Raw genomic sequence first — 15,625 nt, 5'->3', positions numbered from 1 at the left:
GGCGCGGTTTCTTTATTTGCACAAAAAAAGCCGGCTCCGTAAGGAATCAGCTTTTTTTAATGATCGCAGCAGGTGACATCCTCTTTGGTTCCGGTTAAGGATTTCCAAAACAGACCGTGCTTTGCATCCACTCTGGCGACCTTTTTGGCGAACGCCAGTTTTTTCATTTCTTTTTCAACTTCGTCAAGGCTTAAATCGTAAACAAGTGCAATTTCTTTCGATGCGACAAATCGAAAATATTCAATGAAACATTCCAAAGGCGGCGTTTCAGAAGGCTTCGGTTCATCGCCGAGCATTTCGAATAAGATTTCTTCGTATACTTCATAAGAGTAGTTGCCGGGCACTTTCAGCCCTTCATCATCATGCAGGCTGTTAAAGAACGTCAATGTCGGATTAACGGTGACGTCCATTTCCGCCGCGATTTTCATATCGCACTGCAGCGCTTTTACCGCGCTTTGTGAATGGAGATCACGTTTAAATTCTTCGACATCCAATTTCGTCTTTTTGGCAATCTCTAAAAGAACGTCTTCATCTGTAATATTCTGCTTTGAGACAAACAGACTTTCCTGCATGTTGCGGAGAAACAGGATGCCGGCCTTTCTTCCCTGCAGTTCGGCCGCTTTTAAAGCGAGTGCCGCAAGATAAGGTGATGAAAGGGGCTGATCCTGCTCAAGCCAAAGGCTTCCGTCACACGGCATCCCGGAACGGTTCGCGATTTTTTCCCAAGCTTCGGCAAGAAGGTGTTTTTTGCGCTTTTGCTTATTCAGCGATGTGATGCTCGCGGAAACAATGATCCGCAGCGTAAAAAAACGTCCGTATCGGATTTTTAATTTTTTTATGGCGGGCTCCAGCGACCAGCATTCAGGACATAAAGGGTCGACAAACATGTAAATTTCCAGCGGTTTTTTTGGATGTCCGTGGCAATGGGCGAAGTATTGCTCATGCTGATAATTCGTCAATATGATCGATCCTCCGCTTCTGACTGGTTTACCATATGTCTGGCCGTTAATTCCAGACGCCCGTACAGAAATTCACGAATATCGCCCTCTAGCCCGACATGATCCATCGCTCTGCTCATACAGCTCAGCCACGCATCAGCCCTTTCTGCCGTAATCGGAAAGGGAAGATGCCTTGCTCTGAGCATGGGATGGCCATGTTCTTCAGTATAGAGGGGAGGCCCGCCTAAATACTGGGTTAAAAATTGCTTTTGTTTTCTGGCCGTTTCAGTCAAATCACTTGGGAATATCGGCTTCAGCAAGGGATGAGACGAGACACGCTCATAAAAAGTATCAACAAGTTGCGATAGAAGTTCCTCTCCAATCGCTTCATATGGTGCGTTAAACGATTGTCCCATGTTGACTACTCCTTTTATATGGCTAATAGGAATCATAATTCCTATTGCAAAATTATCTTTCAGTTTTACTATCTTCAGTTACTGTATATTTTAGCAATAACATTTTATTTCTACAAACAAAGTGCCTTTCTGTCAGGCGCTTGTATTTCATATCATATCACATCGACTTCATTCATGTGTAAGATTTACTCCGCAAAAAAACCAGAGAAGGAAGCCTCTCTGGTTTACGCGTAATACTGTTGGGTGATGTTTTTGACATATTGCTGTGTTTCTTTAAACGGCGGAATGCCTCCGTACTGATCTACGTTGCCGGGGCCTGCGTTGTAGGCGGCTAACGCCAGAGACACATTTCCGTCGTATTTTGTGAGCATCTGCTTTAAGTATTTCGTCCCGCCGTCAGCGTTCTGGACGGGATCAAGCGGGTTTGACACCCCGAGTGATTCAGCCGTGGAAGGCATGAGCTGCATCAGTCCCATCGCCCCCGCACCGCTGACCGCTTTCGGATTAAAGCCTGATTCCTGTTTAATAACGGCACGGATCAGCTTTTCGTCGACTCCGTATTTTTCGGCCGCTTTTTGAATGGCGCTGTCTATTGAAAAGTTTCCGGTGCTGATGTCAGAAGCTGTATGCGCAGGTTTTATGCCGGAAGAAGCGGTCTGTGAAGAGGCCGCGGGACTGACTGAAACCGGAATTCTCGGTGAATATGAAGTATGATCGGTCCGCACCCCGTTTAAAATACCCGCTTCCGGCTGCTGCCGGACGGCTGTGCCCGTATATTGGCTGAGCAGCGCGCTGAAATTTGAAAGCGGGCTTTCGGCAGATTGTCCGCTTGAAGCGGTGCTTGTATTAGACATTGATTGCAGCGCCATTGATTGAAGCTGGAGAAGGGCCGCCCAATTCGTTATATTCACTGTGTCATTCCACCTTTTTTTGTTTCTGTTCATAAAAACGCTGGATTTTATTTTTAGTAACCCGCTGAGGGATGCCGAATTGCTTGAGCAATTGTTCAAACGCCCGTTTTCCTTCGTCCCAGTCAGCAGCCTCGAATTCCAATTCAAAGTCTTCTTTCTCTAAATATCGGCTGTGATCTAAAATGATTAAGCCTTTTTCTGATTCTTTTTCCGAGCGTTCAGTCGACAGCGTTCCGAAGTAACAAATGGCTTCTGAATGGATGCCGAGACCGTCCAGCTGCCGTTTTACGGGGCCTTCGGGGATCTTGAAGCTGTCAAGGTCAGGCTGTTTTGCAAGCTCTTGGTGCGTTTCCAGAAGACCGACCGCGGCAGGCTCTTTTAAAGTCAGGACGAACGCGCCGTTTTTTTCACGGATGCGGAGGGCTGATTTTTTTTGTTTCAGAGCAAAATCTTTTGTATCGAAGTAATGATTGAATTGCTGCTTAAAATCATCTTTTTTCATGCCAAGTGCTTCACTTAGCTTCTGAAATTCTGATTTTGTCAGCAGATTTTTGAATTCAATTTCTATTTCTTGGGTCATGACAGTCTTCCTTTCAGGACGAAAAATTGTATAATTCCCATTATCTCTTTAGAGGTTACGTTTATCAATATCGACCTTGATATGATAAAATAAATGCTGTACTTTGTTAAAAAAGGAGAACATTATGCAAAAGAGAATTGAAATTCAAAATGCATCATTAACAGAAGACGTGCTCCGCCTGAAGTGCGGAGAGGACTTAAGCGGAGCGGAACGCAAAGCCTCAGGTCAAATGCTTGTTGATTCCGATCACTTTGCTTTTGTATACATACTTGAAACAGCTGACTCTTTTGAATATGTCATTATAAAAGAACATGTATGGCCGGATCTGAAAGAGGCCTTTGACAAAAGAAAACCGGCGGTGCTGGAGGCCGGCGGCAAAACGGTTGAACTTTCAGGGCTGCATGAAGAACTCGATTATCTTATTGAAAATATTAAAGATAATGCAAACTACGGAGATATGGAAGAAAAAGTGAAAAGCGTATTTCTTTAGAACAGGTTCGGAATTGGGGGATGTACGATGGATGACAAACAATGGGAGCAATTTCTAGCGCCATACCGCCAGGCTGTTGAGGAATTAAAGGTGAAGCTGAAAGGCGTCAGAACCCTTTATGAGTATGAAGATGACCACTCACCGATTGAGTTTGTGACAGGCCGCGTGAAGCCGGTGGTAAGCATACTTGAAAAAGCGAGACGGAAAAGCATACCGCTTCATCAGATTGAAACGATGCAGGATATCGCAGGACTGCGTATTATGTGCCAATTTGTCGATGATATCCAGATCGTCAAAAATATGCTGTTTGCCAGAAAAGATTTTACCGTTGTCGACAAGAGGGATTACATAGCAGAGCATAAAGAGAGCGGATACCGGTCTTACCACCTTGTCGTTTTATATCCTTTACAAACTGCGTCCGGAGAAAAGCATGTTCTTGTGGAGATACAGATTCGGACGCTTGCCATGAACTTTTGGGCAACCATTGAGCATTCACTGAATTACAAATACAGCGGGAACATTCCCGAAAAAGTAAAGCTGAGGCTGCAGCGGGCCTCGGAAGCCGCATCCCGTCTCGATGAAGAAATGTCTGAAATCCGCGGAGAGATTCAGGAAGCCCAAGCCGCGTTTTCACGAAAGAAAAAAGCGGGAGGCCACCAGTAGAAAGGAGGGGAATGGCATGAAATTTGCCGTTTCTTCAAAAGGAGACGAAGTTTCAGATACACTGAAAAGCAAAATACAGGCGTATTTACTTGATTTTGATATGACCTTGGATGAAAAAGAGCCGGAAATCGTTATTTCCGTCGGCGGTGACGGAACACTTCTCTACGCATTCCACAGATACAGCGACCGTCTGGATAAAACGGCTTTTGTCGGGGTTCACACGGGGCATTTGGGTTTTTATGCCGATTGGGTTCCGCAGGAGATAGAAAAGCTTGTTCTTGCCATCGCCAAAACGCCGTATCATACCGTGGAATATCCCCTTCTTGAAGTGGTTGTCACTTATCATGATGAAGAGCGTGAAGAACGGTATCTGGCTTTGAATGAATGTACAATCAAAAGCATAGAAGGCAGTCTCGTCGCTGACGTTGAAATTAAAGGCCAGCTGTTTGAAACGTTCAGGGGAGACGGTTTATGTCTGTCAACGCCTTCCGGAAGCACGGCTTATAATAAAGCGTTAGGCGGCGCGATCATCCATCCTTCCATCAGAGCGATTCAGCTCGCGGAAATGGCATCCATCAACAACAGAGTGTTCAGGACTGTCGGTTCGCCGCTTTTGCTTCCCGATCATCATAACTGTGTCATCAAACCGAGAAACGACGTCGACTTCCAAGTCACGATTGATCATTTGACCTTGCTGCATAAGGATGTCAAATCTATTCTATGCCGGGTGGCAAATGAAAAAGTCAGATTTGCAAGATTCCGCCCTTTTCCGTTTTGGAAAAGAGTGCAGGACTCCTTTATCGGAAAAGGCGAATAGAAAGAGGAAACGGATTGAACAACTTTTTTATTCAAAAGAATATTTCAGCCCGGGAAGCCGGCATGACGGTAAAAGAATATACGGCGCAGCTCGGCATTTCCAAACGGCTTCTCGCTGACATCAAATTCGGCGGGGGAGATCTTCTTGTCAACGGAGAGCATGTAACCGTCCGCGCCGTATTAGCGGCAGGGGATGTGCTTAAGATTGAATTCCCAAAGGAGCATGTGAGTGAAACGCTTTTGCCTGAGCCGGTTCCGCTTGACATTCTTTATGAAGATGACCATGTGCTGGTGGTCAATAAACAGCCGTTTGTTTCCTCAATTCCATCACGGGAACACCCGTCGGAAAGCATCGCTAACGGAGTGATCAGCCATTACCTAAAAAGCGGCGTACAGTCCACGGTTCATCTCGTCACCCGTCTTGACAGGGATACGTCGGGAGCGATGCTGATCGCCAAGCATCGGCTTGCTCATTCTCTTTTGTCGGCAGCGCAGAGGAAGGGGCTTGTCAGCAGGCGGTATCTCGCTGTCGTACACGGCGTCATGCAGCAGAAAGAAGGAACGGTGGACGCGCCAATCGGCAGAAAACCCGGCAGCATTATTGAGCGGATGGTAACGCCGGAGGGACAAAAAGCGGTAACGCATTTTCAAACAGAAAAAACCGGACGTGTGTTTACGCTTGCGCAGTTGCGGCTTGAGACGGGGCGGACGCATCAAATCCGGGTGCACATGAGTTACCTCGGCCATCCGTTAGTCGGTGATACGCTGTACGGCGGAAAAAACGAGGGAATTGCACGGCAGGCGCTTCACAGTGAGCGGCTTTCATTCGTACACCCCATAACAGGAGAAACGCTCGTTTTTCTTGCCCCCGTTCCTGACGATATGAAAACATTGATTGAACATATGTAAAGCCCGAACCGTTTACCGGTTTCGGGCTTTTTTTCATGTCTGACTGCCTTGATCTTCGCGAAAGCGTGAAGCATCATAGGGCATTGAGCTTTCCACAGAGACGGTTTCATGCTCCGGAAAGCGAAAGCCTGTCAGCTGATTCCCGAAGACGCATCCTGTATCAATGTTGATTGTACGGTTGACGATCCGGGGGCGTTTTACAGGGGTATGGCCGTAAACAATCCATGCCTTCCCTTCATAGGCGGCGGCCCAGTCTCTTCTGACGGGTCTGCCGTCGGGATACGTTTCACCCGTGATATCGCCGTACAACACAAATTCTTTTACCTTACGCGAGTATTTACCGATATCGTCAGCTTTTATGCCGGCGTGGGCGACAACGAGATCGCCATTATGTAGAATGTCATAAAGCGGCGCTGACTCATATAATCGGATAAATTGTCTGGAGACTTCCGTTCTGTCGGCGGGAGACAGCTCTTTCAGTTCGGCTGCCGTCGTTTCCAGTCCGTGCATCACTTTTACGGGGTTTCCTTTTAAGTAACGATACAGTTTGTTGCAATGATTTCCCGGGACATAACGGACGATGCCTTTTTCATATGCTTTTGCCACGAAACGCATCACATCTACGGATTTGGGGCCTCTGTCTGTTAAATCCCCCGCAAAGACAAGCGTTCTGTCTTCAGAATGGACGGGCATTCCGTCTTTCACTTCATATCCGAGCTTTTGCATTAACGCGATCATTTCGTCATAACATCCGTGTATATCGCTGATGATGTCATAAGCCATTCTGTCAGCCTCCCTTTTCCGGTTTTTTATTTATTATGGGACTAATTCCTTTACCTAATTACGCTGTTTTGGTACAAATTAAAAAAAGAATTTGAAGAAATAATGCCTTATTACTTTTTTTTCGCCGCCAGCCTTGTTAGAATATGCGTTATGTTTTTAAAAAAAGTAAGGTATTGCCCGCTTTAAGCGGGCTTTTATAACCCTTGTTTTAAGGAGGTATTTACAAATGGAACATACATCAGTCGCTTCTTTAGTCGTCGTTCTGATCGTCGCTTTTTTGACGCCGCTCCTTTTACATCGGTTTAAGCTCAGCATTCCGGTCGTCGTCGCGGAAATCATCATGGGGCTTATTATCGGAAAAAGCGGCCTGAATCTCGTCGTTCAGGGAGACACGTGGCTGGAGACGCTGTCTGTTCTCGGCTTTATCTTTTTAATGTTTTTAAGCGGATTGGAAATTGACTTTTCGTCATTTGAGAAAGGAAAGAAAAAACAATTCCTTCCGAACGGCAAGGAAGCACCCAATACGTTTTCTGCCGCACTGATCATATTTTTCGGCATCTTTATTTTATCATTGCTGCTGTCCTATGCCTTTGTATTAGCCGGTTTTATTCAAAACGCGTTTTTAATGACGCTTATTATTTCGACAATATCACTCGGTGTGGTGGTTCCGACTTTAAAGGAAGAACGGATCATGAATTCCAATATCGGCCAGATTATTCTGCTTGTCGCCGTTATTGCGGACTTGGCTACGATGATTCTGCTCGCTTTCTTTTCTTCTCTTTATGGGGAAGACAGCGGAAATATGTGGCTTCTTCTGATTCTCTTTGCCGCGGGTGTGGTGCTGTATTTCTTCGGCAGGATCTTTAAACACCGCTCATTTGTGCAGTCGATGTCTAAAGGCACCGTCCAGATCGGCACGCGAGCCATTTTTACACTGATTATCGTGCTTGTCGCTTTATCGGAATCTCTCGGGGCGGAAAATATTCTCGGTGCATTTTTAGCAGGCGTTTTGGTATCGCTTCTGTCGCCGAATAAAGAAATGGTGGAGCAGCTGGATTCATTCGGCTACGGGTTTTTAATTCCGATCTTTTTCGTCATGGTCGGGGTGAAGCTGGATATATGGACGCTCTTCCAAGATCCGAAAACATTGACGATGATTCCGCTGCTTCTGCTGGCGCTGTTTATCAGCAAAATGTTCCCGGTGTTTTATTTAAAGAAATGGTATGACAAAAGAACCGTGTTTGCTTCGGGGTTTTTGCTGACTTCTACGCTGTCGCTTGTTATCGCGGCGGCTACGATCGGAGAAAGGCTTCACATTATCAGCGCCAATATGTCCGGCGCGCTGACTTTGGTTGCGGTTATCGCCAGCATCATCTCACCGATCGGCTTTAAAAAATTATTCAAGCGGCAAAGTGCGCCGCAGGAAAAGAAGCGCATTACATTTATCGGCGCCAACCAAATGACGCTTCCGGTGACGCTGGAGCTGCCTGATGAGGAATATGATGTGCGGGTCGTCCATGTGTATCAGGAAAATGCCGGGGAAAAGCTTGCGGAATCCGTTTTTTCTGTTGAAACGATTTCTGATTACGAGCCCGGCACGCTTGAGTCGCACGGTATTTTTAAAACGGATATTCTGGTCGTGGCGACGGGAAATGAAGATGTGAACGCTGAAATCGCCTTAATGGCGAAAGAGAAAGGGACTGAGCGCATCATCGCAAGCGTCGGCTCGGTTGAACATGAAACAAAACTGAAGGAAGAGGGCATCAGTATTTTTTCTATCCTTCTGTCTACAAAGACGCTCTTGCGCGCATTAATTGAGGCGCCGGGCGTGATGAACCTTCTGACGAATGAAGAGTCTTCGCTTTATCAGATCAATCTGGAAAACACGGCGTATAACGGCATTATTCTGCGCGAATTTCCGCTGATGGGCGATGTGATTTTCGTCCGGATTTTCAGAGGTGTGGACAGCATCGTTCCGCACGGGGACACGAGGCTGAAAACAGGAGACCGTCTCATCGTTACGGGCTCGCGCAACTACGTGTCGGAGCTGAGAAAAATCCTTGAAGCTTGACCAAATTGCATTTCGTGATAAGATAGAAGGCATAACAAGTAAATGATAATCGTATGACCACTAGGGGTGTCCTTCATAAGGGCTGAGATAAAAGTGAGACTTTTAGACCCTCATAACTTGAACAGGTTCAGACCTGCGTAGGGAAGTGGAGCGGTATTTTTTGGGTTCCTTTTATCCAGATAAATTCCAAACCACTTTTCCGATGCGGGAAAGTGGTTTTTTTATTTTATCAGGGGGGAAAACTTTATGACATTTTCTGAAGAATGCAGACTGGCGGCAGCCGAATGGTGGGACGGAAGCTTTGTTCATCCGTTTGTAACAGGGATCGGTGATGGAAGCCTGCCGTTAGACCGTTTCAGTTATTACGTGCTGCAAGATTCCTACTACTTGACGCATTTTGCAAAAGTTCAGGCGTTTGCAGCCGCATATGCCGAAGACTTGTTTACGACGGGAAGGATGGCGGGCCACGCTCAGGGCACATATGAAGCGGAAATGGCGCTGCACCGCGAATTTACGGAGCTTTTAGGGATTACAGAAGAAGAGCGTGCGGCATTTAAGCCGGCACCGATAGCCTATTCTTATACGTCTCATATGTACAGATCGGTGATGAGCGGCCGTTTTGGAGAAATTTTAGCCGCGCTTCTGCCCTGCTATTGGCTTTATTATGAAGTTGGCGAACGCTTAAAGGAATGCAAACCGGAACATCCGATTTACGAAAAATGGATCGGTACATACGGCGGAGACTGGTTCAGACAGCAGGTCGAAGAACAGATCAGCCGTTTTGACGAGATTGCTGAAAACAGCACAGAGGAAATCCGCGCGAAAATGAAAGAGAATTTTGTGATTTCAAGCTATTATGAATATCAATTTTGGGGAATGGCTTATCAAAAAGAAGGCTGGTCGGAGAAGGGCGGAAAAGAGGTGGAGTCCTTTGGAGCTGCACGCCGTAACTGATAATCGCAAACCCGTTGCCGAGCTGGCCGAGGATATTCTATCGATTCAGCGCGAAGTGAGCTTTATCCATATCCGTGAGCGGGGCAAAACAGCGGGAGAGATCATGCAGCTTTTGTCACTGTTGAAAAAAGGCGGTGCGGATAAGGACAAATTGATCATCAATGATCGGGCAGATATCGCGCTTTTTGCCAATATACAACGTGTTCAGCTTCCGTCCAGCAGCTTTTCCGTAAAGCAGGTGCGGAGCAGATTTCCCCATCTCCATATCGGACGTTCGGTTCATTCACTGCAAGAAGCCGTCCAAGCTGAAAAAGAAGATGCGGATTACGTGGTGTTCGGCCATGTGTTTGAAACGGAATGTAAACAAGGACTTGAGGCAAGAGGCATCGGCCTGCTTTCAGATATCACACGTACGCTTTCCATCCCCGTCATTGCAATCGGCGGAATGACACTGCAGACGATCGGGCTCACAAAGCAGGCGAAACCGGACGGAATTGCCGTTATGTCGGGCATTTTCTCAGCTGAAAACCCTGAGGAGGCGGCAAAACGGTATGCACGCGCGGTGAGGGGGGCTGATGATGAAGAAGCACTATGATACGGCGGTTATCGGGGGCGGAATTATCGGATGCGCCATTTCTTATGAGTTGGCGAAGATGCAGCAGAACGTTGTCTTGTTTGAAGACGGAGCAATCGGCCGAAAAACGACAAGCGCTGCGGCGGGAATGCTTGGCGCTCATGCGGAATGTGAAAACCGTGATGCGTTTTTTGATTTTGCTATGCACAGCCAAAGACTGTATGAAGCGGCGGGGCAAGAGCTTGAGGAAGCCAGCGGCATTAACATCAGGCGCCATAACGGCGGAATGCTTAAATTGGCGTATACAGAAGAAGACATGACCCGTTTACGGAAGATGGATGATTTACCTTCCGTCACTTGGCTCTCAGCGGAAGAGGTTCTTGAAAAAGAGTCTTACGCTTCAAAGGACATTCTCGGCGCATGTTTTATAAAAGACGATGTCCATGTCGAACCTTACTATGTTTGCAAAGCGTATGCAAAAGGGGCGCGGCGTTATGGCGCTGACATATATGAGCATACACAAGTCACTTCCGTAAAACGGATGAACGGGGAATACTGCATCACAACGTCCGGCGGGGATGTTTATGCTGACAAAGTCGCAGTTGCAAGCGGTGTATGGAGCGGCCGGTTTTTCAGCCAGCTCGGCTTGGGGCAGCCTTTTTTCCCTGTGAAAGGAGAATGCCTCTCTGTGTGGAATGACGAAATCCCGCTGACCAAAACCCTTTACCATAATCAAAGTTATGTCGTTCCGAGAAAAAGCGGGCGGCTTGTCATCGGCGCCACGATGAAACGGGGCGACTGGAGCGACACGCCTGACGTCGGCGGGATTGAGGCTATCATTGCGAAAGCGAAAACCATGCTGCCCGCCATTGAACATATGAAAATAGACCGGTTTTGGGCGGGGCTTAGGCCGGGAACAAAAGACGGAAAGCCGTTTATCGGGCGGCATCCTGATAACAGCGGCATCATATTCGCCGCCGGCCATTTTCGAAACGGCATCTTGCTAGCTCCGGCAACGGCTGAAATGGTGCGGGATATGATCCTGGGAAGACAGGTTAAACATGAATGGGAAGAAGCGTTTCGAATTGATCGCAAGGAGGCTGTTCAAATATGATCCTTCAGCTGAACGGAAAACAAATTGATTGGAATCGAAAAGAGGGGACGGTTCAGGATTTGCTTGAATCGTATCAGCTTGATCAAAGAATCGTAGTTGTAGAAAGAAATAAAGAAATCATCGAAAAAAAGAATTATGAAAACACAAGTTTGTGTGATCGCGATGTCATCGAAATTGTCCATTTTGTAGGAGGCGGATGAGGATGTTAACAATAGGCGGAAAACAGTTTCAGTCAAGATTGCTGTTAGGCACGGGAAAATATCCGAGTTTTGAGATTCAGAAAGAGGCGGTGGCCGTCTCGGAATCAGATATTTTAACCTTTGCGGTGCGGCGGATGAATATCTTTGAACAGTCTCAGCCAAACTTTCTCGAACAGCTTGATTTGTCTAAGTACACGCTTCTGCCGAATACGGCCGGTGCCGCAACGGCTGAAGAGGCGGTCAGAATCGCCAGGCTTGCTAAAGCTTCAGGGCTTTGTGACATGATAAAAGTGGAAGTCATCGGATGCAGCCGGTCACTTTTGCCTGATCCGGTTGAAACGCTGAAAGCATCAGAGCAGCTGCTTGAAGAGGGATTTATCGTTCTTCCGTATACGTCAGATGATGTCGTGCTCGCAAGGCGTCTTGAGGAGCTTGGAGTCCATGCTATTATGCCGGGCGCTTCACCGATCGGTTCAGGCCAGGGAATTTTAAATCCGCTGAATCTGTCCTTCATCATTGAACAGGCGAAAGTTCCGGTCATTGTCGATGCCGGCATTGGTTCTTCAAAAGACGCTGCCTGCGCGATGGAGCTGGGAGCGGACGGCGTGTTATTAAATACCGCCGTGTCAGGCGCTGATGATCCGGTCAAAATGGCCCGGGCGATGAAGCTTGCCGTAGAAGCGGGCCGCCTTTCTTATGAAGCCGGGCGGATTCCGGTGAAAGATTACGGAACTGCAAGCAGTCCGCGGGACGGTCTTCCGGTATGACGGACAGATATTCCAGACAGGAGCTGTATCAGCCGATCGGTCCCTCCGGACAGGAGAAGCTCCGGTCGTCTCATGCCGTGATTATCGGCGCGGGTGCGCTTGGCGCGGCAAATGCGGAGATGCTTGTCAGAGCAGGGGTCGGGAAGGTAACGATCGCTGACAGAGATTATGTGGAGTGGAGTAATCTCCAGCGCCAGCAGCTTTATACCGAAGATGACGTCAGACAGGAAATGCCGAAAGCTGCGGCAGCTGAAAAACGGCTTACATCCATAAACAGCGATGTAGATGTGAAGGGATTTGTCATGGATGTCACTGCGGAAAACGCACCCGGACTGATTTGTGACGCATCTCTTATCATTGACGCGACTGACAACTTTGAAACGAGGCTGATTGTGAACGATGCGGCTGTACAGAAAGGAGTTCCTTTTCTGTACGGCGCCTGTGTCGGCAGCTACGGACTCTCCTTTACCGTCATTCCCGGTGTCACGCCGTGCCTCCACTGTCTGCTTGAGACATTGCCTTTAGGCGGTATGACATGTGATACGGCGGGAATTATCAGTCCGGCTGTATTACAGACGGCTGTTTTTCAGACTGCAGACGCGCTGAAGCTGTTAACGGGCGGACCTGTTGAGCATGTTCTCCGTTCGTTTGATTTGTGGAAAAATGAACGGTCCGAAATAAACGTTGCCCGTCTCAAGAAAGCTGATTGCCCGAGCTGCGGCACAAACGATTTTCCGTTTTTATCTTACGAGAATCAGTCAAAAGCGGCTGTTCTGTGCGGGAGAAACACGGTACAGATCAGAACGGGAATCTCAGAGCCGTTTGACCTGCAAAGGCTTTCGGGACAGCTCAGACGGGCCGGGCTTGACGTTTCGGCCAATCCGTATTTAATTTCTTTCCGCACAGACAGTTTCAAGATGGTTCTGTTTCGTGACGGCAGAGCATTCATTCACGGCACAAGCGACATCAGCAGAGCGAAATCTTTTTATCATAAATGGATCGGATAATGCGAAAGGAGAGAAAAACAGCATGAGCATTTGCAAAGCATTGACGATTGCCGGGTCAGATTCAGGAGGAGGGGCCGGTATACAGGCGGACCTGAAAACTTTTCAGGAGCTCGGCGTCTTCGGGATGTCAGCTATTACAGCGGTAACCGCCCAGAATACATTGGGTGTTCACGGCATCTACCCGCTCACCCGGGAAGCGCTCGGCAGCCAGATCGACGCGGTGGCGGAAGATCTGCGGCCTGACGCAATAAAAACGGGAATGCTGTGGAGCGCTGAGATGATTGCGGAAATTGCGGAAAAAATGGATCAGTACAGACTGGAGCATCTCATCACCGATCCCGTCATGATTGCCAAAGGAGGCGCATCCCTGCTGCGTGAGGAAGCACAGGCCGCGTTAAAAGAGCTGTTAATTCCGCGCAGTTATGCGATTACGCCGAATGTTCCGGAAGCTGAGGCATTGACCGGAATGGAAATCCGTACGTTTGAAGACCGGAAAAAAGCAGCCGAACGCCTTTGCCAGCTTGGCGCAAAGAACGTCATCATAAAAGGCGGACACCAGCCTGAACAGGGGAAAATCGTTGATTTATTATTTGACGGTTCATCTTTTACCGGAATCAGTCACGCCTATATTGACACGAAACATACCCACGGAACGGGCTGTACATTTGCGGCTGCGCTGACGGCGGAAACCGCAAAAGGAAAACATATTCAAGCCGCTTTTGAGACAGCCGCCAACTTTGTGCGTGAAGCCGTGGAACATACGCTCAGCATCGGAGCGGGACACGGGCCGACAAATCATTTTGCCTATAAAAGAAACAGTCTGCAGACGAGATAAAAAGAGACCGCTTCAACACCCGGCGGTCTTTTTCCCATGCTTTCAATCTGGACAAGGTTATGATATGATAAAAATTAAGATCAGGTACTAAATTATGTCTTTAAGACGATTACAGGAGGCTTTATACATATGAATTTCTCACTAGAAGGCCGCAACATCGTTGTGATGGGCGTTGCCAATAAACGCAGTATCGCCTGGGGAATCGCCCGCTCGCTTCACGAAGCCGGAGCGCGCCTCATTTTTACTTACGCAGGGGAGCGATTGGAAAAATCAGTTCATGACCTTGCGGCTACATTAGAAAGAAATGATTCTCTCATCCTTCCGTGTGATGTGACAAATGACGCTGAGATCGAAACTTGCTTTGCGAGCATTAAAGAGCAGGTCGGCGTGATTCACGGCATTGCGCACTGCATCGCGTTTGCAAACAAAGAGGAGCTTGTCGGTGAATATTTAAATACGAACCGTGAGGGATTCCTGCTTGCGCATAACATCAGTTCTTACTCTCTGACAGCGGTCGCAAAAGCGGCTCGTCCGATCATGACTGAAGGCGGCAGCATCGTCACACTCACTTACCTCGGCGGCGAGCGCGTCGTTTCAAACTATAACGTAATGGGTGTTGCAAAAGCGTCTCTTGATGCAAGTGTCAGATATTTAGCGGCTGACTTAGGAAAAGAAAACATCCGCGTCAACAGCATTTCAGCAGGACCGATCCGTACGCTTTCTGCAAAAGGAATCAGTGATTTCAATTCTATCCTGAAAGAAATCGAAGAGCGTGCGCCGCTGCGCCGCACGACAACACCTGAAGAAGTGGGCGACACGGCCGCATTCTTGTTCAGTGATCTGTCAAGAGGCATCACGGGCGAAAATCTTCACGTTGATTCCGGTTTCCATATTACCGCACGTTAATTGACAAGCAGTCCCTTTTTAGGGATTGCTTTTTCTTTCTTCTGATTTTAATCATTCCGTCATATAGATAAAACATGACAGAATCGGAGGGATGAAGATGTCAAAACAAAACAGAAACGCGGACAAAAAACCGCTCATGTATATTGTGCAGCCGGATTATTCAGACACGCAATCATCAATGCAGGATATATTAATCAAAAGGAAAACACCTCAGCCGCCAATAGAAGAGCCCGCTCACGGAAAGCAGGAGGAAAAAAGTAAAGCTCAGCCTGTCGAAGCAGCGCCTGCCGAACCAGAAAAGCAGACACCTGAACAGCACAGCCGCACAGAGGAAGCCGCACAAGAAATTCCGGCGCAAGTGCAGGGTGCTGCTGAGCCCGACGCCGCAGAAAAAGAGCCTGAAGCGGTTCACAATGACGCCTCGGAGGAGAGGGTTCCGCCAAAGCGCGTGAAAAAGCCGATGAGCAGAATGTCTATTCTTGAAAAAATTGATTTCTTAACGAAACTGCCGCATAATATGCCCCGGGCGCTTTGTTTGATAGAAGCCAACGGGAAAACTTACAGAGGCGTAATTGTCGGCAGAAAAAATGATGCCATCTATTTGAGGACGACGAGCAACGGTGCGCCTGCGGAGCTTGCCATCAGCGATATCACCTCGCTGCATCCGCTCGGTTTTTAACCATACAAAAAG

19 protein-coding genes and 1 riboswitch are annotated in these 15,625 nt (G+C 47.8%); of the genes, 14 read left to right on the top strand and 5 right to left on the bottom strand.

What is annotated here, in order from left to right:
- Nucleotides 1-56 precede the first annotated feature (56 nt).
- From spxH to ACXN9U_RS08810, 4 genes are all read right to left on the bottom strand, one after another.
- On the bottom strand, nt 57-959 hold the full coding sequence (gene spxH, locus ACXN9U_RS08825) for a protease adaptor protein SpxH (RefSeq protein WP_060963082.1): 903 nt from the start codon (nt 957-959) through the stop codon (nt 57-59).
- Complete coding sequence (locus ACXN9U_RS08820) at nt 956-1,354, bottom strand: globin domain-containing protein (protein ID WP_016938222.1); 399 nt, start codon at nt 1,352-1,354, stop codon at nt 956-958. Before ACXN9U_RS08820 ends, spxH begins: the two co-directional genes overlap by 4 nt.
- 224 nt (nt 1,355-1,578) lie before the next feature.
- Nucleotides 1,579-2,265, bottom strand: coding sequence for a lytic transglycosylase domain-containing protein (locus ACXN9U_RS08815; RefSeq protein WP_489202447.1), 687 nt, complete (start codon nt 2,263-2,265; stop codon nt 1,579-1,581).
- A gap of 4 nt (nt 2,266-2,269) precedes the next feature.
- The gene (locus tag ACXN9U_RS08810; protein WP_489202446.1) at nt 2,270-2,845 is read right to left on the bottom strand and encodes a CYTH domain-containing protein; all 576 of its coding nucleotides are present in this window, start codon (nt 2,843-2,845) and stop codon (nt 2,270-2,272) included.
- Between the two features lie 124 nt (nt 2,846-2,969).
- On the opposite strand from ACXN9U_RS08810, the gene ACXN9U_RS08805 reads away from it, so the two are divergent.
- Genes ACXN9U_RS08805 through ACXN9U_RS08790 form a run of 4 tightly spaced genes read left to right on the top strand, consistent with a single transcriptional unit; the run spans nt 2,970 to nt 5,723 of the window.
- Nucleotides 2,970-3,335, top strand: coding sequence for a UPF0738 family protein (locus ACXN9U_RS08805; RefSeq protein ID WP_016938219.1), 366 nt, complete (start codon nt 2,970-2,972; stop codon nt 3,333-3,335).
- Between the two features lie 27 nt (nt 3,336-3,362).
- Nucleotides 3,363-3,998, top strand: coding sequence for a GTP diphosphokinase (gene yjbM / locus ACXN9U_RS08800; protein ID WP_016938218.1), 636 nt, complete (start codon nt 3,363-3,365; stop codon nt 3,996-3,998).
- 16 nt (nt 3,999-4,014) lie between these two features.
- Entirely contained in the window at nt 4,015-4,815 is an 801-nt protein-coding gene (locus ACXN9U_RS08795; protein WP_047477853.1) for an NAD kinase, read from the top strand.
- Between the two features lie 14 nt (nt 4,816-4,829).
- Nucleotides 4,830-5,723: an RluA family pseudouridine synthase gene (locus tag ACXN9U_RS08790; protein WP_060963079.1), complete on the top strand. Its 894-nt coding sequence runs from the start codon at nt 4,830-4,832 to the stop codon at nt 5,721-5,723.
- A 33-nt stretch (nt 5,724-5,756) separates the two neighbouring features.
- Here the strand turns inward: ACXN9U_RS08790 and prpE are convergent, their stop codons facing one another.
- Nucleotides 5,757-6,506, bottom strand: coding sequence for a bis(5'-nucleosyl)-tetraphosphatase PrpE (gene prpE, locus ACXN9U_RS08785; RefSeq protein WP_045925339.1), 750 nt, complete (start codon nt 6,504-6,506; stop codon nt 5,757-5,759).
- Between the two features lie 226 nt (nt 6,507-6,732).
- Here prpE and ACXN9U_RS08780 point away from each other — a divergent pair, with 226 nt between their 5' ends.
- The 10 genes from ACXN9U_RS08780 to ACXN9U_RS08735 all read left to right on the top strand — a co-directional run bounded on the left by ACXN9U_RS08780 (nt 6,733) and on the right by ACXN9U_RS08735 (nt 15,613).
- On the top strand, nt 6,733-8,577 hold the full coding sequence (locus tag ACXN9U_RS08780) for a monovalent cation:proton antiporter family protein (RefSeq protein ID WP_438421612.1): 1,845 nt from the start codon (nt 6,733-6,735) through the stop codon (nt 8,575-8,577).
- A 52-nt stretch (nt 8,578-8,629) separates the two neighbouring features.
- A riboswitch (TPP riboswitch) is annotated at nt 8,630-8,738 on the top strand.
- 85 nt (nt 8,739-8,823) lie between these two features.
- Nucleotides 8,824-9,531 (top strand): thiaminase II, encoded by a 708-nt coding sequence (tenA, locus tag ACXN9U_RS08775; RefSeq protein WP_489202445.1) that lies wholly within the window; start codon nt 8,824-8,826, stop codon nt 9,529-9,531.
- Nucleotides 9,509-10,126 carry a thiazole tautomerase TenI gene (gene tenI / locus ACXN9U_RS08770; protein ID WP_489202444.1) on the top strand — a complete coding sequence of 206 codons (618 nt, stop codon included), beginning with the start codon at nt 9,509-9,511 and terminating at the stop codon, nt 10,124-10,126. The genes tenA and tenI overlap by 23 nt, the downstream gene beginning before the upstream one ends.
- Nucleotides 10,110-11,219: a glycine oxidase ThiO gene (gene thiO, locus ACXN9U_RS08765; protein WP_489202443.1), complete on the top strand. Its 1,110-nt coding sequence runs from the start codon at nt 10,110-10,112 to the stop codon at nt 11,217-11,219. Before tenI ends, thiO begins: the two co-directional genes overlap by 17 nt.
- A complete protein-coding gene (gene thiS / locus ACXN9U_RS08760; protein WP_003155008.1) occupies nt 11,216-11,419 on the top strand; it encodes a sulfur carrier protein ThiS in 204 nt (67 codons plus the stop codon). The genes thiO and thiS overlap by 4 nt, the downstream gene beginning before the upstream one ends.
- Nucleotides 11,416-12,186: a thiazole synthase gene (gene thiG, locus ACXN9U_RS08755; protein WP_095240937.1), complete on the top strand. Its 771-nt coding sequence runs from the start codon at nt 11,416-11,418 to the stop codon at nt 12,184-12,186. The genes thiS and thiG overlap by 4 nt, the downstream gene beginning before the upstream one ends.
- On the top strand, nt 12,183-13,193 hold the full coding sequence (locus ACXN9U_RS08750; protein ID WP_060963075.1) for a thiazole biosynthesis adenylyltransferase ThiF: 1,011 nt from the start codon (nt 12,183-12,185) through the stop codon (nt 13,191-13,193). The genes thiG and ACXN9U_RS08750 overlap by 4 nt, the downstream gene beginning before the upstream one ends.
- A 22-nt stretch (nt 13,194-13,215) precedes the next feature.
- Nucleotides 13,216-14,028: a bifunctional hydroxymethylpyrimidine kinase/phosphomethylpyrimidine kinase gene (gene thiD, locus ACXN9U_RS08745; RefSeq protein ID WP_101605558.1), complete on the top strand. Its 813-nt coding sequence runs from the start codon at nt 13,216-13,218 to the stop codon at nt 14,026-14,028.
- A 129-nt stretch (nt 14,029-14,157) separates the two neighbouring features.
- Nucleotides 14,158-14,934, top strand: a complete 777-nt coding sequence (fabI, locus tag ACXN9U_RS08740) for an enoyl-ACP reductase FabI (protein WP_013351851.1) — start codon at nt 14,158-14,160, stop codon at nt 14,932-14,934.
- A gap of 97 nt (nt 14,935-15,031) precedes the next feature.
- Nucleotides 15,032-15,613, top strand: coding sequence for a CotO family spore coat protein (locus ACXN9U_RS08735; protein ID WP_060963073.1), 582 nt, complete (start codon nt 15,032-15,034; stop codon nt 15,611-15,613).
- The last annotated feature ends 12 nt before the right edge of the window (nt 15,614-15,625 follow it).

This window comes from Bacillus sp. BACIII (assembly GCF_057836745.1).
This window is presented reverse-complemented; position numbering and strand designations above follow the sequence as displayed.